The organism is Streptomyces palmae, from assembly GCF_004684805.1.
GTDB lineage: Bacteria > Actinomycetota > Actinomycetes > Streptomycetales > Streptomycetaceae > Streptomyces > Streptomyces palmae.
Genome location: NZ_SRID01000093.1, coordinates 1 through 19,844 on the forward strand (window position 1 = coordinate 1; position 19,844 = coordinate 19,844).

Below are 19,844 nucleotides of genomic sequence, written 5' to 3' on the forward strand. Positions count from 1 at the left end.
GGCTGATACCGGACGGACAGGGGGGGGCGAACCCCGACGGGGTGGCGACCAAGCCTGCTAGATTGGTCTAAACCAGTGAGCCCCCTCTCCAGAACGGCAGGCCAAGCGTGGAAGTTGTCATCGTCCCCGACGCCATGGCAGGCGGAGAGCTCATCGCGGAGACCATGGCCGCCCTGGTGCGCCGCAAGCCCGATGCCCTGCTCGGCGTCGCCACCGGCTCCACCCCGCTGCCCGTCTACGAGGCACTGACGGCCAAGGTCCGGGCCGGCGCGGTGGATGTCTCCCGGGTACGGATATGCCAGCTCGACGAGTACGTCGGCCTGCCCTCCGGGCACCCGGAGTCCTACCGCTCGACGGTGCTGCGCCAGGTGGTGGAGCCGCTCGGGCTCACCGAGGACTCCTTCCTGGGGCCGGACGGCACCGCGCGGGACGTGCCGGCGGCCTGCGCGGCCTACGACCGTGCCCTGGCCGAGGCGGGCGGGGTGGACCTCCAGCTGCTCGGTATCGGCACCGACGGCCATATCGGTTTCAACGAGCCCTGCTCCTCGCTCGCCTCGCGCACCCGGATCAAGACGCTCACCCGGCAGACCCGCGAGGACAACGCGCGCTTCTTCGACCACGACATCGAGCAGGTGCCGCACCACGTCATCACCCAGGGCATCGGCACCATCATGGAGGCCCGCCACCTGGTGCTGCTCGCCACCGGCGAGGGCAAGGCGGAGGCGGTGGCCCGGTCCGTGGAGGGTCCGGTCGCCGCGGTCTGCCCGGCTTCCGCGCTCCAGCTGCACCCGCACGCCACCGTGGTGGTGGACGAGGCGGCGGCCTCCCGGCTGCGGCTCGCCGACTACTTCCGCGACACCTACGCGGCCAAGCCGAGCTGGCAGGGGCTCTAGAGGCCCGAGCCGCCCCGCGGCACCCGGCACCGACTCCCCCAGCCACCACTGGGGGAGTTTCCGTACGGCCACTCCCCCGCCCCCTCTGGGGCCCTGGCTCCGCACACGGCGGTGCCGGGTGCTCCCGCGGCGGGGGCACCCGGCACCGTCATGTCGTAAGGGCGGGCCGCGACGCGCCTCAGCCGCCCGCGATGACCTCGGCGGCGGCCAGACCGCACACCCGGGCGGCGCCGTGGGTGGCGATGTGCAGCGCTCCGGTCGGAGGCGCCTGGGGCACGCCCATCTCCACCACGACCGTCTCCGGCCGGGCGGCGACCAGCGCGTCGAGGGTCTGCGCCATCCAGGGGTGGCGGTGGGCATCGCGCACCACCGCGACGACCGGGCGGTCGGCCGCCGCGGAGAGGACCCGGGCGGCCAGCGCGGCCGGATCGGTGCTCTCCGCCTCCTCCCGGCCGTAGGTGGCCGTGGCGGTGCCGGGCAGCAGCCGGGTGAGTTCGGCGGCCACGCCCCAGGGCGTCTCGTCGCCGACGGCGATGTTGGCCATCGGGGTGAAGGCGGCCACGTACACCGGTCGGCGGGCGGGGGTGTACGGGACGGGGCCGGTGGTCACCCGCAGCGCGCGGCGGGCCGCGGCCAGTCCCACCTCGGGAGCGGGCGTGGTCCCCTCCGCCGCGCCCGTCTCCCGGTGGCGCGCCCAGTGGGCCAGGGCGCGCACCCGTGCCGCGGCCTCGGCGAGCCGCTCCTGAGGCAGCTCGCCCGCGCGTACCGCGCCCACCAGCGCGTCGCGCAGCCGCAGCACGGTGTCCTCGTCCGCCAGACCGCCGCCCACGCAAATGGCGTCGGCGCCCGCGGCGATCGCCAGCACGCTGCCGCGTTCGATCCCGTAGCCGGCCGAGATCGCCCGCATCTCCATGCCGTCGGTGACGATCAGGCCGTCGAAGCCGAGGCCGCCCTCGGCGACCGGGCGGCGCAGCAGGCCGTGCAGGGCGGCCCGGCTGAGGGTGGCGGGCCGGTCCGGGTCGAGCGCGGGCAGCAGGATGTGGGCGCTCATCACGGCCTTGGTGCCGGCCGCCACGGCGGCCCGGAAGGGCACCAGCTCACGCGCGGTGAGGGTGTCCAGACCGGCGTCGATGCGGGGCATCGCGTGGTGGGAGTCGATGGAGGTGTCGCCGTGGCCGGGGAAGTGTTTGGCGCAGGCGGCGACCCCGGCGGCCTGGAGGCCCTCGATGTAGGCGGCGGTGTGCCGGGCCACCAGGTGCGGGTCGGAGCCGAAGGAGCGCACCCCGATGACCGGGTTGCGCGGGTCGGAGTTGACGTCGGCGGAGGGCGCCCAGTTGAGGGTGACCCCGCACTCGGCCAGGCGGCGGCCCAGTTCATGGGCGACCGAGCGGGTGAGTTCGGTGTCATCCACCGCGCCCAGGGCCAGGTTCCCGGGGAAGGAGGAGCCGGTGCGCACCTCCAGCCGGGTCACGTCGCCGCCCTCCTCGTCGATGGCGACGAGGAGGTCCTCGCGTTCGGCGCGGAGTTCGGCGGTGAGGGCGGCGAGCTGTTCCGGGGAGGCGATGTTCCGCCCGAACAGCCCCACCCCGACCAGTCCTTCGCCCACTCGGCGCAGGAGCCAGTCGGGGGCGGTGGTGCCGGTGAAGCCGGGCTGCAGGACGGCGAGCGCGTCCCGGGTGAGGGTGTCGGATGCGTGGGCGAGGGTCGTCATCGGGAACCTCCAAGGGGACCCCCGCCCGCGGGCGGGGGTGCGGGTACCTCCCGGTTGCGGGGGAGGATCGGACTCCTGCGGGGAAGGCCGAGTCGCTTCCCCGGCGAGTCGGCGTCCACCACCGTCAGCCCTTCACTGCGCCGGAGGTGAGGCCGCCGACCGCCTTGCGCTGCAGGAACAGGAAGAGCAGCAGGATCGGCAGGGCGAAGAGCGAGGCCGCCGCCATGGTGGCGCCCCAGTCGTCGCCGAAGGCGGTCTGGAACTGCGACAACCACAGTGGCAGGGTCTGCGCCTCCTGGTCCTTGTTGAGGATCAGAACCAGCGGATATTCGTTCCATGCGGTGATGAAGCCGAACAGCGAGGTGGACATCAGCCCGGGGGCCAGCAGCGGGAAGATCACCTTGATGAAGGCCTGCGGCCGGGTGCACCCGTCGACCATCGCGGACTCCTCCAGCTCCCTGGGCACCGCGGCGAGGAAGCCGCGCAGCGTGAGGATGGTGAAGGGGAGCACCATGACCATGTAGAAGAGGGTGAGCGGCAGCAGGCTGTTCAGCATGTCGGCGTCCCGGACCAGCATGTAGATCGCGATGACCATGACCTCCCAGGGGGCCATCTGGGCGATCATGAAGGTCAGGATGAAGCCGCGCCGGCCCTTGAAGCGCATCCGGGTCATGGCGAAGGACGCCAGCAGCGCGATGGCCAGCGAGAGCAGCACCGCGAGCACGGTGACGGTGAGCGAGTTGCGCACCATGGTCCAGAAGTTGTCGGCCTGCACCGCGGTCTTGAAATGCTCCAGGGTCGGGTGGCTGGGGAACCACACCGGGTCCTCGGTGACGATGTCCGAGGTCGGCTTGAAGGCCGTGGCGAACATCCAGTACACGGGGAAGGTGAAGCCGATGAAGAGGAGGACGGCGATCGCGCCCGGCCAGATCCGGGCGGCCTTCGACGGGGTCGAGCGCCTCACAGCTCGTCCTCCTCTTGCTTGAGTACGGTGCGCAGGTAGGAGCCGGTCAACCCGAGCAGGATCAGGATGGTGAGCACGGAGATCGCGGCGCCCATGCCGTAGTGCTGGTTGCCGACGCCCTCCACGAAGGCGTAGACGGGCAGCGTCTCGGTGAGCCGCTCCGGTCCGCCCTCGTTGATCGCGAACACCTGCGGGAACGCCTTGAAGATCCAGATGACTTCGAGGAACGTGGTGGCCAGCAGGAAGGGCTTGAGGAAGGGGAAGGTCACCGAGGTGAAGCTCTTCCAGGTGCCGGCGCCGTCCAGCGCCGCCGCCTCGTAGAGCTCCTTGGGGATCGTGGTGGTGGCCGCGTAGAGGTTGATCGCCACGAAGGGGATCGACTGCCACACGAGCAGCACGGTGATCACGAAGAAGGTGGAGAACTGGCTGCTGGTCCAGTTGTAGTCGGCCATACCGTGCCAACCGAGGGCGTCCAGCACCCAGTTGACGACGCCGAAGCGCTGGGCGAACAGCCACTGGTAGACGGTGGTCGCCGCGATGACCGGCATCGCCCAGGCGAGTACCAGGCCGGTGGAGAGCAGCAGCCGCATCTTCGTGCCGAGGCGCGCCAGCAGCAGACCGACCAGGGTGCCCAGCAGCATGATCAGTGCCACGTTGACGGCGGTGAACACCACCGAGCGGCCGGTCACCCGCCAAAAGGCCTCGCTGGTCAGCGTCTCGCGGTAGTTGTCGAATCCCCTCCACTCGGTGAGGTGCTGGATGAGCTGCCGCTTGTTGAGGTTCTGGAACGACAGCATGCCGTTCTTGACGAGCGGCCAGCCCAGCAGCACCAGGGTGGCGGCCACCGCGGGGAGCAGCAGCAGGTACGGGGCCGCGCCGGTGAGCCTGCCCCGCCCGCGGGCGGGGCCGCCGCCGAGCGGCCCCGCGCTGGTGCGGACCTCGGCCGGTGGACCGGCGTCCACCTTCTCGGCCTGCGCCGACATGCCTGACATCCGCTTACTGCTCCTGGCTGAGGCGCTTGTTCATCTCGTCCGCGGCGGAGGCGGCGGCCTCGGCGTGGGACTTCCCGTTCAGCACGGCGGTCATGTAGGTGGTGATCGGGTTGGGGGCGTTCTCCACCGGGGACCACTCGGGGATCAGCGGGGTGGTGCCGCCGGACTTGGTCGCGGCGGGGGCGGCCGCCTCGGCGGCGGCGTTGCCCTCCAGCGCCTTGTGCAGGAACTGCTTGTTGGGGATGACCCCGTTCTGCTTGGCGATGTGGCTCTCCCACTTGTCGGAGAGGGCGATCTTCAGGAACTCCTTGGCCAGGTCCTGCTTGTCGCTGCCCTCGGCGACCGCGAAGTTGGAGCCTCCCAGGAAGACGCCTTCGGGCTTGTCGGCGGTCTCGCCCGGGATGGTGAAGTAGCCGATGTCCTTCTTGATCTCGGGGTTGGTCTTGATGGAGAGCGCGGCCTCCCAGCCCATGCCGAAGAAGGCGCCGGTCTTGCCCTTGGCGAAGACCTCGCCCTGCTGCGGGTGGGCCTCGTCCTTGTCCTTGGGCGCCTTGCTGAAGGACTGGTACTGCTTGTAGATGTCCATGGCCTTGCCGACCTTGGGGTCGGACAGGTTGGAGACCCACTTGTCCCCGTCCTTCTTCACCAGCTCCGCGCCGGCGCCCAGGGTCAGCCCGTCGAAGAAGTACCAGTTCTGGCCGGGCAGGTAGAGCGGCTCGGCGTCGGTCTTCTTCTCGATGGTGTCGAGGTCCTTGAAGAACTCGGTGCGGGTCTTGGGGATTTCCGTGATGCCGGCCTCGGCCCAGATCCGCTTGTTGTAGATGACGACCCGGTTGGCGGCGAACCAGGGGGCCGCGTACTGCTTGCCCTCGTACAGGGCGGACTCGTTGAGCGAGGGCGTCCAGTCGGCGCCGATGGAGTTCTTCAGGTCGGAGAGGTCGGCCAGTCCGCCGGTCGCGGCGTAGCCGGGGGTCTGGGTGTTGCCGATCTCGAACACGTCCGGCGGGTTGGACTCGGACAGCGCGGTGGTCACCTTCTGCTGGATGTCCTTCCACTGCTGGACCTGGAACTCCAGCTTGGCGCCGGTCTTCTTCTCGAACTCGGCCTTGACACCCTTGGTCCAACTGTCCGGCGCGGAACCGTCCATGGTCCACACCGTCAGGGTCTTCCCACCCTTGCCGCCTTCGTCGTCGCTGGACCCGCAGGCCGCGACACTCACCAGCATGGCCGCGACACCGGTCGCCGCTATGAGCCCACGCTTCACAGCACTCTCCTCAAAGAACTGGATGTGGTCTTAAATGGTTTAGACCAGTCCGCAGCTTGGCCTAGACCTTTAGGGGTGTCAAGGGTGTATAAGAGTCGCTGTCGGCTCCGTTACCGGAACGACATCTGGCGACTTCCGGGACCGGCGGGTGGCGAGGAGTCGGGGTCGTGCCACGATGTGAGCCGCTGATGACGGAGGAGCCGGTGACGGCAGCAGGACAGGAGTCGGGAAGGCGCGCCATGGAGACCGACGGCGACACGGCCAGGGACACGGCCAGGGCCGCTGCTGAGAGCAGCGGCGGGGCCGGCGGGGCGCGCACCGCCCGCGTGCCCAAGTACTACCGGCTCAAGCGGCATCTGCTGGAGATGACGGAGACCCTGCCCCCCGGCACCGCGGTCCCTCCCGAACGCACCCTGGCCGCCGAGTTCGACACCTCGCGGACCACGGTCCGGCAGGCCCTCCAGGAGCTGGTGGTGGAGGGCCGGCTGGAGCGCATCCAGGGCAAGGGCACCTTCGTGGCCAAGCCCAAGGTGTCCCAGGCGCTGCAACTGACCTCCTACACCGAGGACATGAAGGCGCAGGGCCTGGAACCCACCTCGCAGCTGCTGGACATCGGCTATGTGACCGCCGACGACCGGCTGGCCGAACTGCTGGACATCACCGCCGGCGGCCGGGTGCTGCGGATCGAGCGGCTGCGGCTGGCCAGCGGCGAGCCGATGGCCATCGAGACCACCCATCTGTCGGCCAAGCGCTTCCCCGCCCTGCGCCGCAACCTGGCGCGGTACTCCTCGCTGTACACCGCGCTGGCCGAGGTCTACGACGTACGGCCGGCCGAGGCCGAGGAGACCATCGAGACCTCGCTGGCCACCCCGCGCGAGGCCGGTCTGCTGGGCACCGACGTGGGCCTGCCGATGCTGATGCTCTCCCGGCACTCGCTGGACACCGAGGGCGAGCCGGTGGAGTGGGTGCGGTCGGTCTACCGCGGCGACCGGTACAAGTTCGTGGCCCGCCTCAAGCGCCCCACCGACTGAGCAGGCGGGCGCGCACCGGGCCAGGACCGCGGGGGCGGCCCCGAGTGTTTCCATATCGACATACGGACGGGTAGTGACGGCCACCGGCACCCTGGCCTAGATTTCCTGCGCATTACGCAGGTGATCCAAGGGACGGAGCCGCCGCCATGCCTGAAACATCCCCGCCGGGCAGCAGACCGGTCATCACCCCCTCGCGGGTGGTGGTCGGCCTGTGCCTGGTCGCCCCGTTCGTCGCGATGCTGTGGGTCGGCTCGTACGCGAAGGTCGACCCCACCTTGTGGGGCATCCCGTTCTTCTACTGGTACCAGATGCTCTGGGTGCCCGTCTCCGCCGTGCTGACCTGGATCGCCTATGTCCTGGTCCGCCGTGAGCAGCGGGCCCGCAAGGAAGGCGCCGTCCGATGAACGACGTGAACGGCGTCGCACTCGGCGTCTTCATCTTCTTCTTCCTGGCCGTCACGGTCATGGGTTTCATGGCCGCGCGCTGGCGGGCCGCGGAGAACTCCCAGAACCTCGACGAGTGGGGCCTGGGCGGCCGCAGCTTCGGCACCTGGATCACCTGGTTCCTGCTGGGCGGCGACCTGTACACCGCGTACACCTTCGTGGCGGTTCCGGCGGCCATCTACACGGCGGGCGCGGCGGGCTTCTTCGCGGTGCCGTACACCATCCTGGTCTACCCGCTGATCTTCACCTTCCTGCCCCGGCTCTGGTCGGTGTCGCACAAGCACGGGTACGTCACCACCTCGGACTTCGTGCGCGGCCGGTTCGGCTCCAAGGGGCTCTCGCTGGCCGTGGCGATCACCGGCATCCTCGCCACCATGCCGTACATCGCGCTGCAGCTGGTGGGCATCCAGGCGGTGCTGGACGTGATGGGTGTGGGCGGCGGTGAGGACACCAACTGGTTCGTCAAGGACCTGCCGCTGCTGATCGCCTTCGGCGTGCTGGCGGCCTACACCTACTCCTCCGGGCTGCGCGCCCCCGCGCTGATCGCGTTCGTCAAGGACACCCTGATCTACATCGTGATCGCGGTGGCGATCATCTACATCCCGATCAAGCTGGGCGGCTTCGACGACATCTTCGCCAAGGCCGGGGACGCGCTGTCGCAGACCAATGACGCGGGCAAACCACGCGGCGCGCTGGCGCCAGGGGAAGCCTCGCAGTGGGCGTACGGCACCCTGGCGATGGGTTCGGCGCTGGCGCTGTTCATGTATCCGCACTCGATCACCGCGACGCTCTCCAGCCGCAGCCGCGAGGTGATCCGCCGCAACACCACCATCCTGCCGCTCTACTCGCTGATGCTGGGCCTGCTGGCGCTGCTGGGCTTCATGGCGATCGCGGCCGGGGTGAAGACGGACAACCCGCAGCTGGCCATCCCGCAGCTGTTCGAGGACATGTTCCCGGACTGGTTCACCGGTGTGGCCTTCGCCGCGATCGGGATCGGGGCACTGGTCCCGGCGGCGATCATGTCGATCGCCGCGGCCAATCTGTTCACCCGAAACATCTACAAGGACTTCCTGAAGCCGGATGCCACCCCCGAGCAGGAGACCAAGGTCTCCAAGCTGGTGTCGCTGCTGGTCAAGGTGGGCGCGCTGATCTTCGTCCTGAGCATGGACAAGACGGTGGCGATCAACTTCCAGCTGCTGGGCGGCATCTGGATCCTGCAGACCTTCCCGGCCCTGGTGGGCGGCCTGTTCACCCGCTGGTTCCACCGCTGGGCGCTGCTGGCGGGCTGGGCGGTCGGCATGGTGTACGGCACCTGGAAGGCGTACGACACCCCCAGTGCCACCCAGAAGCACTTCGGCAACACCACCGACATTCCGGGCATCGGCGAGATCGGCTACATCGGCCTGACCGCCTTTGTGCTGAACGTGGTGGTGACCGTGGTGCTCACGGTGGCGCTGCGGGCCCTGAAGGCCCCCGACGGCGTGGACGAGACCTCCCCCGCGGACTACCGGGCGGACAGCGCGGAGCCGGCCGCACCGGCCAAGCGGCCGGCCGCCGCGGCGGGCACGACCGACACGGCGGGCGCGGCCAGCGGCCACTGAGTCGGATCGAGTCCGATCGGCACCCCACCGCCGCCGGCCCCACCCGGGGCCGGCGGCGGTGGGGTGCCGGGCATCACGCCGGGCCCGTTCGTCTCCGGGGCCCGGCCTTCTATACCTTCGATACCGTGGACAGCGCAGGGGCGCGGCATGCTCGCCGCGCCCCTTCGACGCGCCTCGGGGGCGGGTCAAGACCCTCCCGATATAGCACATTCGTGCGAAAGCTCAAAGCGGCTGACACAACATCTGGTGGTGCCTACGGCCACCGACACAAGATGTATGCTCATCCTCGCTGTCGCCGCAGGGGAATCCGGTGCGAATCCGGAACTGTCCCGCAACGGTGTACGTGTGCCGTTTTCGCGTGCGCGTGAGTCCGATGACCTGCCGGCGACCTCGAACACGTCCGGGCCTCGTGGGTTGGGCCGGTGGACGCTGCGCGGTGTGCCCCGACACAGGTCCGGCATGCCCGTACGCGCCCATCGCGCACCACCCTCCAGGCCCTCCAGCCGAGCGAGGAGAGCACCTCCGTGACCATCGCGCCCGCCGATCCGGTTTCAGCGGCCCAGGACTCCCAGGACTCCGTGTCCGACGCGCCGGGGACCGCCCTGCTGCGCACCCTGACCGACCTCACCGCCGATCTTCCCGCCACCGACCCCGGAAAGGTGGCCGCCGCCGCGCTGCGCGGGCGCCATGCCGGCTCGGACGAGGCGGAGTTGCGGGCCCTGGCCACCGAGGCCGCCGCCGGGCTGATCGCCGAGGAGCCGGAGTACTCCCAGCTCGCCGCCCGGCTGCTGACCCTCGCCATCGCCCAGGAGGCCGCCGGACAGGGCGCCGTCTCCTTCTCCGCCTCGGTGGAGACCGGGCACCGCGAGGGCCTGATCGCCGACGGCACCCTGGCCTTCGTACGGGCGCACGCCGCCCGGCTGGACGCGCTGGTCGACAAGACCGTGGCGGACGGCGCCGACGACCGCTTCGGCTACTTCGGGCTGCGCACCCTGCACAGCCGCTACCTGCTGCGCCACCCCACCACCCGCCAGGTGATCGAGACCCCGCAGCACTTCCTGCTCCGGGTGGCCTGCGGGCTGGCCGAGGACCTGAGCGAGCGGGCGCTGGAGGAGGTCTGCGAGCTGTACCGGCTGACCAGCTCGCTGTCCTACCTGCCCAGCTCCCCCACCCTGTTCAACTCCGGCACCCGGCACCCGCAGATGTCCTCCTGCTACCTGCTGGACTCCCCGCTGGACGAGCTGGACTCCATCTACAACCGCTACCACCAGGTCGCCCGGCTCTCCAAGCACGCCGGCGGCATCGGCCTGTCCTACTCGCGGATCCGGGCCCGGGGCTCGCTGATCCGCGGCACCAACGGGCACTCCAACGGCATCGTGCCGTTCCTGCGCACCCTGGACGCCTCGGTGGCCGCCGTCAACCAGGGCGGCCGGCGCAAGGGCGCGGCCTGCGTCTACCTGGAGACCTGGCACGCGGATATCGAGGAGTTCCTGGAGCTGCGGGACAACACCGGTGAGGACGCCCGCCGCACCCACAACCTGAACATCGCGCACTGGATCCCGGACGAGTTCATGCGCCGGGTGGAGGCAGACGCCGACTGGTCGCTGTTCTCCCCCGCCGACACCCCCGAGCTGGTCGACCTGTGGGGCGAGGCCTTCGACGCCGCCTACCGCCGGGCCGAAGCCGAGGGCAAGGCCGTCAAGACCGTCCCGGCCCGGCAGCTGTACGCCCGGATGATGCGCACCCTGGCGCAGACCGGCAACGGCTGGATGACCTTCAAGGACGCCGCCAACCGCACCGCCAACCAGACCGCCGAGCCCGGCCGGGTGGTGCACTCCTCCAACCTGTGCACCGAGATCCTGGAGGTCACCGACGACGGCGAGACCGCGGTGTGCAACCTCGGCTCGGTGAACCTCTCCGCCCACCTGGTCCAGGACGCGGCCAGTGGCGAACTGGACATGGACTGGGAGGAGCTGGACCGCACCGTCCGCACCGCGGTCACCTTCCTGGACCGCGTGGTGGACATCAACTTCTACCCGACCGAGGAGGCCGGAGCCTCCAACTCCCGCTGGCGGCCGGTGGGGCTGGGCCTGATGGGCCTGCAGGACGTGTTCTTCCGGCTGCGGCTGCCGTTCGACTCCGCCGAGGCCAAGGCGCTCTCCACCCGGATCTCCGAGCGGATCATGCTGGCCGCGTACGAGGCCTCCTGCGACCTCGCCGAGCGGCACGGCCCGCACCCCGCCTGGTCGGCCACCCGCACCGCACGCGGAGTGCTGCACCCGGACCACTACCAGGGTGCCCGGTCGAGCTGGCCGGAGCGCTGGAGCGCGCTGCGCGAGCGGATGGCGAAGACCGGGATGCGCAACTCCCTGCTGCTGGCCATCGCCCCGACCGCCACCATCGCCTCCATCGCCGGCGTCTACGAGTGCATCGAGCCGCAGGTCTCCAACCTGTTCAAGCGCGAGACGCTCAGCGGTGAGTTCCTCCAGGTCAACTCCTACCTGGTGAACGACCTCAAGGAGCTGGGCGTGTGGGACGCGCAGACCCGCGAGGCGCTGCGCGAGTCCAACGGCTCGGTCCAGGACTTCTCCTGGGTGCCCCGGGAGATCCGCGACCTGTACCGCACCGCCTGGGAGATCCCGCAGCGCGCGCTGATCGACATGGCCGCCGCGCGGACCCCGTACCTCGACCAGAGCCAGTCGCTCAACCTCTTCATGGCCGCGCCCACCATCGGCAAGCTCAGCTCGATGTACGCGTACGCCTGGAAGCAGGGCATCAAGACCACCTACTACCTGCGTTCGCGCCCGGCGACCCGGATCGCCCAGTCGGCCCGGGCCGCCGCCCCCGTCCCCGCCCAGCAGGCCGTGCCCGACGCCGAGGCGATCGCCTGCTCCCTGGAAAACCCCGAGTCCTGCGAGGCCTGCCAGTGACCCCCGACCCGTCGCCCGACCACCACCCGACGACTTCCGCACGCCCCAAGAACCTGCTCGACCCGGGCTTCGAGCTGACCCTGCGGCCCATGCGGTACCCGGACTTCTACGAGCACTACCGCAACGCGATCAAGAACACCTGGACCGTGGAGGAGGTCGACCTCCACTCCGACGTGGCCGACCTCGCCAAGCTCTCGCCGGGCGAGCAGCACCTGATCGGCCGCCTGGTGGCGTTCTTCGCCACCGGTGACTCGATCGTGGCCAACAACCTGGTGCTCACGCTCTACAAGCACATCAACTCCCCTGAGGCGCGGCTGTACCTGTCGCGGCAGCTCTTCGAGGAGGCCGTGCACGTCCAGTTCTACCTGACCCTGCTGGACACCTATCTGCCCGATCCGGACGACCGCACCGCCGCCTTCGCCGCGGTGGAGAACATCCCGTCCATCCGGGAGAAGGCGCAGTTCTGCTTCCGCTGGATCAACGAGGTGGAGAAGCTCGACCGGCTGGAGTCCAAGGCCGACCGGCGCCGCTTCCTGCTCAACCTGATCTGCTTCGCGGCCTGTATCGAGGGCCTGTTCTTCTACGGCGCCTTCGCCTACGTGTACTGGTTCCGCTCGCGCGGTCTGCTGCACGGCCTGGCCACCGGCACCAACTGGGTCTTCCGGGACGAGTCCATGCACATGGACTTCGCCTTCCAGGTCGTGGACACGGTCCGCGAGGAGGAGCCGGATCTCTTCGACGAGGAGATGGGCAAGCAGGTCACCGCGATGCTGGAGGAGGCCGTGGAGGCCGAGTTGCAGTTCGCCCGGGACCTGTGCGGCGACGGCCTGCCCGGCATGAACACCGCCTCGATGCGCGAGTACCTCCAGTGCGTGGCCGACCAGCGGCTGGCCCGACTGGGCCTGCCGGCCCGCTACGGCTCGGAGAACCCGTTCGCCTTCATGGAGTTGCAGAACGTCCAGGAGCTGACCAACTTCTTCGAACGGCGTGCCTCGGCCTACCAGATCGCGGTGGAGGGCTCGGTCTCCTTCGACGACGACTTCTAGAGAGGGCTTCTCGAGAGGACTTCTGGAAACGACGGCGGGAGACGACGACGGGAGACGCCTTCCCCAGTCGGCCTTCCAGGGGCGCATCCGTACCCGGGTGCGCCCCTGGCGCGTCAACGGACCATGGCGGGCAAGCCGAGAGCCCGAGGGAATCGCCCACCAAAGGGTGGATTGCTGCCCATATCTCCGCTTTCGGGAAAGGATGGCGCGATCTGCTCTGCTCCCTCCTCCCAGGGGTCCCCATGCGCACTGATACCGCCGCCCTCCAGGACACGTCCGCAGCAGGATCGGATCGGGTTCCACGGGAGCGGGAGAACCGCGCCGAGGAGCTGACCTTCCGCTTCGAGGGCTTCACGTACCACTGCCGGGTGGTGCACTGCGCGGACCCGCGGACCGAGCCGATGGTGCTGCTCGGCGGCTCCTCCCAGAACCGGCACGCCTGGCTGCGGCACGAGAAGTGGCTGGTCCCGTTCGGCACCATGATCACGGTGGACCTGCCCGGCTACGGCGCCGCCGACTTCCTGCCCGCCCGGTACGGCATGGACTTCCTGGCCGCCGCCGTGCGGCAGCTGCTGATCGAGCTGGGGCTGCCCACCGTCAACCTGATCGGCAGCTGCTTCGGCGGCGCCATCGCGCTGCGCTTCGCCCAGCACTACCCCGCCCATCTGGCGCGGCTGGGCTTCGTCGGCATGACCAAGACCATCCCCGAGGACTACGCCGCCGCGGTGCCCCGCTGGACGGGCATGCTGGAGCGCGGCGACCGATCGGGAATCGCCACCGAGTTGGTGGAGCGCTTCATGTCGCCCGCGAGCATCGGCAGGGTGCGCAAGCACCAGGTGGTCTCCCGACTGCTGTACGGGCAGTTCATGGGCCAGTCCGAGGAGGACCTGCGCAAGTCGGTGGAGCACAACGCGCGGCTGATGAGCCATGAGTGGTACCGGGCCGAGCCGGTGCCCGCGCTGCCCTCACTGGTGTTCACCGGCGAGTACGACTCCCTGTGCACGCCGGCCATGGGCCGGGAGGTGGCCGCCCTCGTACCCGGGGCCCGGTTCACCACGGTCAAGGAGGCCGACCACCTGGTCCCGGTGGAGCGGATGGCGGAGTTCTCCGACCTGGTGACCCGGTTCTGCACCGACCAGCCGATCACCGGTCTGCCGTACTGCAACCCGGTGGAGACGCCGGGCGCGGCAGCGCCGCAGGCGCCTCAGCAGGCGGCGGGCCGCACGGCCGTACCGGAACCCGCCCTGCGCTGAGCGCCACGCGGGACGCGCCGAACGGCCGGATCCGGGGAACCCCCGGGGCCGGCCGTTCGCGCGGTAAGGATCAGCATCCTCGCACGGGCTTCAGGACCCGCCCATCCGGACGCTGCTGTTGCAGCTCACCGACGGACCCTGCCGCAGCCTGCTGTCCGGCTGGGGCCCGATCAGGCGGTTGCGGTAGACGGTGGTGCAGCTCTTGGACTGGGTCACGTGCACCGTGCCGTCCTCGCTGGCGTACGTGGACTCGTTGGAGCGGACGCAGGTGACGTTGCCCTGGGCGTCCCGTGAGCAGCTCACCGGACCGCCGTCGTCCGCCTGAGCGGCACCGACACCGGCCACACCGAGGCCGACCAGCAGCCCGGGGACCACCGCGATCATCTTCCAGCTGCGCATGCGCTGTTCCTTTTCGATGGGATTCGTTGGGAATTCGACGAGAATTCGATGGAGAGTTCGACGGGGAGCCCCATGGAGGCGCGCGAACTCATGGGGAAGGGCCCCGGTGCCGGCTCATGGCTCGGACACCGGGGCCCTGCATCAGTCACCTGACGCACTTACCGTTCGCCCGATCAGAAGGCGCTCTCGTTGCAGCCCTGGCTCGAGCCCTCACGGGTGGTCTGGCCGCCCGCGTCGCCCTCGCCGTTGAGCGCGTTGCCCAGGACGCCGTTGAGGAGGCCGACCTCGCCGAGGATGTCGATGTTCAGGTCGTGCGACTTGCACATCGCGCTCTGGTGGACGTCGATGCCACCGGGGACGCCGCCCGCGACGGCCGTGCCGCCACCGATGAACCCGACGCTGCCCAGCATGGCAACGACCACGGCAGCCTTGTGAAGCTTGCGCATGTCAACTCCCTTTGTCTGTGTGGTGGTGCTGTCGGTGGATCAGAAGGCGCTCTCGTTGCAGCCCTGGCTCGAGCCCAGGTGGGTGCCCTGGCTGCCGGACTGGCCCTCGCCGTTGAGCGCGTTGCCCAGCAGGCCGTTGAGGATGCCGACCTCGCCCAGGACGTCGAGGTTCAGGTCGTGCGACTTGCACATCGAGGTCTGGTGGACGTCGACTTCGGGGCCTCCGCCGGCGAAAGCCGTCCCGCTGCCGATGAACCCGACGCTGCCGAGCATGGCAACGACCACCGCAGCCTTGTGAAGCTTGCGCATTTGATCTCCGTTTTTTGAGTCCGATTCGATCGGTTATCGACCGATTTCGTACGTTTGGAGATTAGTAGAAGCCCATGCCTTTCGCCCGACGACGCGCTGACGCAACGCGACCACAAACCCCCCATCCGGCCCAGCGAAGGCCGCCACGCTGGGACGTTGGCCCGCCGGGCCACCCCGGGAAGGAGTAATCGCGACCCGAATGGCCGTCACCACAGCAGTGGGCCCCCGGAGGATCTCTCCTCCGGGGGCCCACCGCGTCGGGTGCGGCGAACGGGGACCTCAGTCCTCGAACTTGTTGAACGCCGCGTTGGGCTGGACACAGGAGTAGCCGTGCGTCTCAGCCTGCGAGAGCACACCGATCGGCACGTCGGCGTGGACCAGCTCCTGCGGGCTGCACTCCTGCTCGGGGTGGAAGATGTTGTACGTATCGGCCTCCTCCCGCTCCGCCCCGGTACCGCGGGTCTGCTGAACCCCGGCCTGACCCACCATCTGCCCGGTGGCGGTGCGGGGCGCGGCCTGGGGCGCGGACTGCGGCGCGACCGCCTGCGCGGCGGCCATCTGGGGAGCGGGCTGCGGAGCGGCCGGCTGCTGGGCGGCCGGCTGCGGAGCCATGGCCGGCCGGGCGGCCGGCTGCGGCGCCATGGCCTGCTGGGGAGCCATGGCCGGCTGCGGAGCCATGGCCTGCTGGACCATGGCCTGCGGGGCGGGCTGCGGAGCGACCGCCTGCGCGGCGGCCATCTGGGGAGCGGGCTGCGGAGCGGGCTGGGGGACGGCTCGCATCGCGGACGCCGGCGGAACGGTCTGCGGCTGCATGCCGTTCTGACCCTGGTAGTCGACAGGGGCGTCGGCGAAGCTGGTACCGGCACCGACGGTGACCAGGCTGCCAACCGCCGCGACGACGATCGCGACCTTCTGGAGCTTGCGCATGGGAAACTCTTGGCCCTTCTTGCGGGTACACGGGGGTGATTCGGTTACTCACTGCGAGTGACGGCACACTAGCAGTAGCGACAAGTCCGTTTCATCCCGCTCCGTACCCCCGTGTCGATGCCTCCCCGCTGCGAACCCCAGCCCAGCACCCGCATCTCACCACTGTCCGATTGACGCCTAGATCGCCCGAAATCACCCAGGCGAGGTGCACACGGGACGGAAGTTGCCACTGATGTCGGGTCCATGACAATCCCTGAGTGACGGACGGCGGCAGGGCAGCCGGGTGCCCTGCCGCCGACGCGTGGGATCAGTCGTTCGCGACGACCGGGTAGCGCGGGGTGCCCTCGGCCATCTGCCGCAGCGCGTCCTTGCGGTCCCGCTTGGACAGCCGGTCGATGTAGAGCTGCCCGTAGAGGTGGTCGGTCTCGTGCTGCAGGCAGCGCGCGAAGTAGCCGGTGCCCTGGACCGCGATCGGCTTGCCGGACGCGTCCTGGCCGCGCACCACCGCGTAGTCGGGGCGGGCCAGTGAGGCGTAGGCGCCGGGCACCGACAGGCAGCCCTCGTTGGAGTCGTCCAGCAGCCGGCGCTCGGCCGGGAGTTCCTCCAGCACCGGGTTGCAGACCGCGCCGACGTGCCGGACGCCCTCGTCGTCCATGCAGTCGTAGACGAAGACCTTCAGGTCCACGCCGATCTGGTTGGCGGCCAGGCCCACGCCCTCGGCGGTCCGCTGGCTGGCGAACATGTCGTCGATCAGTGCGGCCAGCGCCTCGTCGAACTCCGTGACGTCCTTGCACTCCTGGTGGAGCACCGGGTTGCCGACGACGGTGATCGGGCGGCTGGTACCGCGCTCGCGGTGGGCCCGCTCACGCTCCTCCGCGTCCACCGTGTCGTCGATGAACTCCATGTCCACCTGCTGCTCCGTGTCCTGCTGCGCCATGGTCCGCCGCACGCCTTCCTCAAACCGTCTGCTCGTCGCCCTACAGGGTACGGGTCCCCCGTCCGGCCCAGCCCGGGCCGGGGAATCCGGGCCGGATCCGGCCGGTGTCAGCAGACCTCTTCCAGGTCACGCCACTCCCGGGTGTCCGGGCTGTCGGCGACCCAGCCGTCCAGCAGCCCGCGCACCAACCCGGCGGGGGCCGCGATGCCGCACTCCCGCTCGGGCACCCACAGCGATCCCGAACCGGCGGTCCGGTGCCCCAGCGGGCCCGGGTGGCCCGGTTCGCTGTGGTCATGCGGATCCAGGTGTTCCCCTTCTCCCTCGTCGCTGGGCATCCGGCTCTCCGAGCAGGAGCGGCACAGCAGTCGCACCGAGGACGACCAGTCCTCGGCGGCGAAGCCCGCGTCCGCCGCCAGCCGCTCCAGCGCGTCCCGGTCCGCCTCGGTGGCCGCCTCCAGCAGCACCACCCAGGTCGGCACCGGGGACGGCGCCCACAACTCGATCTCGTCGAACACCGGGAAGGCCCGGGTGGCCCCGTCGGTGCCGGCTGCCGTGGTGCGCTCACCGTGCGGCACCCCGTCGTGCAGCACCACCTCGCCCCAGCGGCGCCCCGAGGACGGCAGCGGAATGCTCAGCACCTCGATCCGGGCCGGGTCCAGCCGGCGGCCCCAGACGACCTCGGCCTCACCCTCCGGGGACAGCCGCACCGCGGCGCTGCCCAGCTCCATGCCCAGCGGCTCGTCCGCCGCCGATCCCGGATCCCGGTCGCCGGGCACCCGCAGCCCGTACGCCTGCCAGGCCCGACGGGCCAGCGGCCAGTCCTGCAACGCGGTGGCCGCGATCCCCACGTTCCACCAGTCCGGGGCACCGACCGCCCGATCCAGCAGCGCCACGGCGCGCAGTCCCGCCGCCCGCGCCTGCTCCCAGTCGTGCCGGAACTTGTGCAGCAGCGCCAGGTTGAACCAGGACTCCGACAGCCACGGCTCCATGTCCGCGGCACGGGTCAGCAGCGTGCCCGCGTCCTCATAGCGACCGTCACCGATGAGCGTGAACGCACGGTCCGTCGCCTGCCGCCACGAGGCGGAGGGTCGGTGCCGTACCTTGCCGAAGATCTTCACGATTCCCGCCTGCCGGTTTTCTCCGTATATCCCGCACCCGATGTCTGAGCGGACGGCGTCGCCCTCCCCTGACGCCAACCTGCCACACATTCGCCGACATCTCAGCCCGGCCCCTCGGATTCGCCCGGGGAACAGGGGCCCACCACACTTCTTGCCGCTGGTGAGCGGCCCGACACCCGATAACCGGCATCCAACCATGCCGCTTCCGGTACCGGCTCATTACCCACGGGTCGCACCGGGTCAGCCGCGGCTCACTCCCCCCACGAGTACCCGGGTCAGGGCCGCCACCACTGCCGGATCGAAATCCCGCGCGGTGGCCAGCCGCAACCGCTCCAGCGCCCACAGCGCGGCACCGGGACCCGTGGCGCTCCCCGGGCCGCCGGGGTGCCCGGCGGCCCGGGGGTCCGAGGGGTTCTCGGGATACGGCGGGTTCTCGCCGGCGCGCGGGGCGTTCTCGAAGCCCCCGAGGTGCTCAGGACCCGCGGCGCTCCCGGCACCCTTGAGGCACTCGGGACCCGCGGCGCTCCCGAGGCCGCCGAGGTGCCCGGGGTCCGAGGCGTTCTCGGTGGCCGTGAGGCTCTCGGGGCCGGTGGGGTGTCCGCCGGGGCCGACCAGTTCCGTGTACGCGTTGGCCACCCGTACGATCCGCGCGGTCAGCGGCTGCTCCCGGTACGGCGCGGCCTGCCGCTCCACGATCACCGCCACCTGCGCGGGGGCTCCGGTCTGCCGCACCACCGTCCCGCCCAGCAGCGCGATCCGGCGCTGCTCGGCGGCGGTCAGCCGCTCGGTGGCCCCACCCGGCACCGGGTCGACCAGTGACAACTGCCCGATGTCATGCATCAGGGCCGCATGTTCCAGCAGCGCCAGCTCCCGGCCGCCGAGCCCCAACTCCCGGCCGACCGCCAGGCTCAGCGCGGCCACCGTCCGGGCGTGCCCGGCCGGGGTGTAGCCCGCGATCTCCGTGGCGCGGGCGAGGGAGGCGATGGTCTGGACATGGGTGGCGCGTTCCTCCGCGTAGCGCCGGCAGGAGTACTGGGACAGCAGGAGCGGCACACAGACGACCGGCAGTGCCCACAGCCCGGCCACCGACACCGCCAGGGCCGTCACCAGCCCGGTGGCACCGACCGCCGCCCCGGCCCCGGGCAGCGCCCGCAGTTCGTCCGCGAGCAGAACGGGGTACGGCCGCCCGGTGGCGGTCCAGGCCGACAGCGCTGCCAGCACCGCGTCGCAGAGCGCGACCAGGACCAGCAGCAGGAGGAGGTATCCGAGGCGGTACGATCCGGAGCCCGATCCTCCGGTCAACCCTCCGGCCAGGGCGAGCGGTTGGCAGCAGGTGGCGGTGAACGCGGCGGTGAGCAGCCGGCGGGCGAGCCGGTCCACGGCGGCCCGATGGCCGCGGGCGACGTGCGGCACCGTGCCGAGGAGCTCGGCCGCGGCCAGCACCGCGACGGCCTGGAGCACCGCGTCCGCGGCGCCTCGGCCGGCCGAGGCCCCCTCCAGCAGCGCGTAGGCGAGGGCGCCCACGGCGGCCAGCGGCGCGGGTTCCCGCCCCAGACCACCCGGCCCGGGCCCGGCGCCCC

The 19,844-nt window shown here is 70.6% G+C and carries 18 protein-coding genes and 1 riboswitch; of the genes, 7 read left to right on the forward strand and 11 right to left on the reverse strand.

The window, feature by feature from the left end:
- Nucleotides 1-107 precede the first annotated feature (107 nt).
- Nucleotides 108-893 (forward strand): glucosamine-6-phosphate deaminase, encoded by a 786-nt coding sequence (gene nagB, locus E4099_RS12725; RefSeq protein WP_135339129.1) that lies wholly within the window; start codon nt 108-110, stop codon nt 891-893.
- A 178-nt stretch (nt 894-1,071) separates the two neighbouring features.
- On the opposite strand, the gene E4099_RS12730 is transcribed toward nagB, so the two are convergent.
- The 4 genes from E4099_RS12730 to E4099_RS12745 all read right to left on the reverse strand — a co-directional run bounded on the left by E4099_RS12730 (nt 1,072) and on the right by E4099_RS12745 (nt 5,824).
- Nucleotides 1,072-2,604 (reverse strand): glycoside hydrolase family 3 protein, encoded by a 1,533-nt coding sequence (locus E4099_RS12730; RefSeq protein ID WP_135339130.1) that lies wholly within the window; start codon nt 2,602-2,604, stop codon nt 1,072-1,074.
- 124 nt (nt 2,605-2,728) lie between these two features.
- On the reverse strand, nt 2,729-3,568 hold the full coding sequence (locus E4099_RS12735; protein ID WP_135339131.1) for a carbohydrate ABC transporter permease: 840 nt from the start codon (nt 3,566-3,568) through the stop codon (nt 2,729-2,731).
- Entirely contained in the window at nt 3,565-4,551 is a 987-nt protein-coding gene (locus E4099_RS12740; RefSeq protein ID WP_135339145.1) for a carbohydrate ABC transporter permease, read from the reverse strand. The genes E4099_RS12735 and E4099_RS12740 overlap by 4 nt, the downstream gene beginning before the upstream one ends.
- A gap of 13 nt (nt 4,552-4,564) precedes the next feature.
- Complete coding sequence (locus E4099_RS12745) at nt 4,565-5,824, reverse strand: extracellular solute-binding protein (protein WP_135339132.1); 1,260 nt, start codon at nt 5,822-5,824, stop codon at nt 4,565-4,567.
- A 239-nt stretch (nt 5,825-6,063) separates the two neighbouring features.
- Between E4099_RS12745 and E4099_RS12750 the strand changes: the two genes are divergently transcribed.
- From E4099_RS12750 to E4099_RS12775, 6 genes are all read left to right on the forward strand, one after another.
- A complete protein-coding gene (locus E4099_RS12750) occupies nt 6,064-6,855 on the forward strand; it encodes a GntR family transcriptional regulator (protein WP_209446605.1) in 792 nt (263 codons plus the stop codon).
- Between the two features lie 146 nt (nt 6,856-7,001).
- Nucleotides 7,002-7,259, forward strand: coding sequence for a DUF3311 domain-containing protein (locus tag E4099_RS12755; RefSeq protein ID WP_135339133.1), 258 nt, complete (start codon nt 7,002-7,004; stop codon nt 7,257-7,259).
- Nucleotides 7,256-8,899, forward strand: a complete 1,644-nt coding sequence (gene mctP / locus E4099_RS12760; RefSeq protein WP_135339134.1) for a monocarboxylate uptake permease MctP — start codon at nt 7,256-7,258, stop codon at nt 8,897-8,899. Before E4099_RS12755 ends, mctP begins: the two co-directional genes overlap by 4 nt.
- Before the next feature lie 239 nt (nt 8,900-9,138).
- Nucleotides 9,139-9,299, forward strand: a riboswitch (cobalamin riboswitch).
- 124 nt (nt 9,300-9,423) lie between these two features.
- Nucleotides 9,424-11,829: a ribonucleoside-diphosphate reductase subunit alpha gene (locus tag E4099_RS12765; protein WP_135339135.1), complete on the forward strand. Its 2,406-nt coding sequence runs from the start codon at nt 9,424-9,426 to the stop codon at nt 11,827-11,829.
- A gap of 89 nt (nt 11,830-11,918) precedes the next feature.
- On the forward strand, nt 11,919-12,875 hold the full coding sequence (locus E4099_RS12770) for a ribonucleotide-diphosphate reductase subunit beta (protein WP_245244796.1): 957 nt from the start codon (nt 11,919-11,921) through the stop codon (nt 12,873-12,875).
- 242 nt (nt 12,876-13,117) lie between these two features.
- Nucleotides 13,118-14,128, forward strand: coding sequence for an alpha/beta fold hydrolase (locus E4099_RS12775; RefSeq protein ID WP_135339137.1), 1,011 nt, complete (start codon nt 13,118-13,120; stop codon nt 14,126-14,128).
- 90 nt (nt 14,129-14,218) lie between these two features.
- On the opposite strand, the gene E4099_RS12780 is transcribed toward E4099_RS12775, so the two are convergent.
- From E4099_RS12780 to E4099_RS33610, 7 genes are all read right to left on the reverse strand, one after another.
- Nucleotides 14,219-14,527: a hypothetical protein gene (locus tag E4099_RS12780; protein ID WP_135339138.1), complete on the reverse strand. Its 309-nt coding sequence runs from the start codon at nt 14,525-14,527 to the stop codon at nt 14,219-14,221.
- Between the two features lie 173 nt (nt 14,528-14,700).
- Nucleotides 14,701-14,973 carry a hypothetical protein gene (locus E4099_RS12785; protein ID WP_135339139.1) on the reverse strand — a complete coding sequence of 91 codons (273 nt, stop codon included), beginning with the start codon at nt 14,971-14,973 and terminating at the stop codon, nt 14,701-14,703.
- A 39-nt stretch (nt 14,974-15,012) separates the two neighbouring features.
- Nucleotides 15,013-15,282 carry a hypothetical protein gene (locus E4099_RS12790; protein ID WP_135339140.1) on the reverse strand — a complete coding sequence of 90 codons (270 nt, stop codon included), beginning with the start codon at nt 15,280-15,282 and terminating at the stop codon, nt 15,013-15,015.
- A gap of 279 nt (nt 15,283-15,561) precedes the next feature.
- Nucleotides 15,562-16,209 carry a hypothetical protein gene (locus E4099_RS12795; protein ID WP_135339141.1) on the reverse strand — a complete coding sequence of 216 codons (648 nt, stop codon included), beginning with the start codon at nt 16,207-16,209 and terminating at the stop codon, nt 15,562-15,564.
- A gap of 307 nt (nt 16,210-16,516) precedes the next feature.
- Nucleotides 16,517-17,146 carry a peptide deformylase gene (gene def / locus E4099_RS12800; RefSeq protein WP_135339142.1) on the reverse strand — a complete coding sequence of 210 codons (630 nt, stop codon included), beginning with the start codon at nt 17,144-17,146 and terminating at the stop codon, nt 16,517-16,519.
- 107 nt (nt 17,147-17,253) lie between these two features.
- Nucleotides 17,254-18,264 carry a tetratricopeptide repeat protein gene (locus tag E4099_RS12805; protein WP_135339143.1) on the reverse strand — a complete coding sequence of 337 codons (1,011 nt, stop codon included), beginning with the start codon at nt 18,262-18,264 and terminating at the stop codon, nt 17,254-17,256.
- A gap of 240 nt (nt 18,265-18,504) precedes the next feature.
- A partial coding sequence (locus E4099_RS33610; RefSeq protein ID WP_135339144.1) for an HD-GYP domain-containing protein occupies nt 18,505-19,844 on the reverse strand: 1,340 nt, incomplete at its 5' end.